Here is a 1,451-nt window from a genome sequence, read left to right on the forward strand (position 1 = left end):
GGGTCTACACTTTCTGGTATTGGTGAATAACTAATACCGGTTTTTTGTCTGTTTTGAAAATCAGAAAAATAAAAAAGGACATCTGTCCTCTTTGTGCTACGATTTAATCGCCAAAACAAATCGAAAAGAGGAAATTCAGATGTCCCTAACTAATTCTATCTTATGCTTATTCGAAATAACAGACCCAAACTTAATTGTCACTGGTATTTCTAAAGAACGGTGTTCCACAAACCAACGTATTCATGTCGTCCATGCAACTTTGTCTTATCAACTTTTAAAGTGCCCACATTGTGGCCATAAAAGCTTAATTAAAAACGGAACTCACATGAGTCACCTGCGTTTAGGAACCTTATCCGGTGGTCGTTACGAAATGCATTTAAAACGTCAAAGATACCAATGTAAAGATTGTTCAAAAACCTGTGGTGCTAAAACTAAGTTGGTTAATCGTAACGAAACTTTCACACATAATATCAAACATCAAGTGATCGTTTTGGCACGCGATATGTTGACGAGTAAAGAAATTGCTAAACTTTGTGGAATTTCGCCAAGCAGTGTTCAACGAATCCTAAATGCCAATATTCACTTAGCCTATCGTGTTAAACATCTCCCAGAGAATCTTTGCTTTGATGAATTTCGTTCCTGTAATCACTGGATGTCCTTTAATTGTTGCGATGCCGTTAGTCATCGCCGAATTGTTACTTTAAAAGATCGGCTAAGTAAAGATATCATTGACTACTTTGAAGCTCGTTTTTCGGTTCAAGAACGTGCCCAAGTTCAATCAGTGACGATTGACATGAATGCTGAATATGGCAGCTTCATTCATCGCTTATTTCCCAATGCGGCCACGATTATCGATCGTTTCCATATTATTCAACTGGCTGGGCGTGCCTTAGATAATGAACGCACGCAGACCATTCGTACTATCCAAGATAAGCATTCACGAATTTATCATATTTTAAAATCTCAATGGCGTTTATTTCATCTTGATGAAATAAAAGTTAATGATTCTAAGGCTGTTTATTTACGCGGAATTAACGAGTATATGACGCAACAAAACGCCATTGATTTAGCTCTAGACGCTTTTCCCAGATTTAGATCTGTGTATCAAACCTATCAAGGTATCTTAAGTGCCATACACCAAAAGGATGCTAATGCGTTCCAATCCTTACTTACTAACTACCAACCCACTAGTAATCAAATGGACATAACGATCAACACGTTTATCAAAAATGGTTCAGCCCTTCTAAACAGTTGTCGTTATCCATTTTCCAACGGTCCAATTGAAGGACTTAATCGTAAAATCAAGGCATTAAAGCGTAACTGTTTTGGTTTTCGAAATATTGACAACTTCTTTATCCGGATTAGTTTAATTCATGAGTAAACAAAAAGCACATTCACCGAAGTGAATGTGCCGTTCAAAATCTCCACCAATACGATTTGACAGAGACCCA

At 37.3% G+C, this 1,451-nt stretch carries 1 protein-coding gene; it reads left to right on the plus strand.

Annotated features, from left to right (window positions below):
- Window positions 1-139 precede the first annotated feature (139 nt).
- Window positions 140-1,381 (plus strand): ISL3 family transposase, encoded by a 1,242-nt coding sequence (locus IV54_RS07445; protein WP_063697918.1) that lies wholly within the window; start codon window positions 140-142, stop codon window positions 1,379-1,381.
- Window positions 1,382-1,451 lie beyond the last annotated feature (70 nt).

Source organism: Levilactobacillus paucivorans (assembly GCF_001437125.1).
Taxonomy (GTDB): domain Bacteria; phylum Bacillota; class Bacilli; order Lactobacillales; family Lactobacillaceae; genus Levilactobacillus; species Levilactobacillus paucivorans.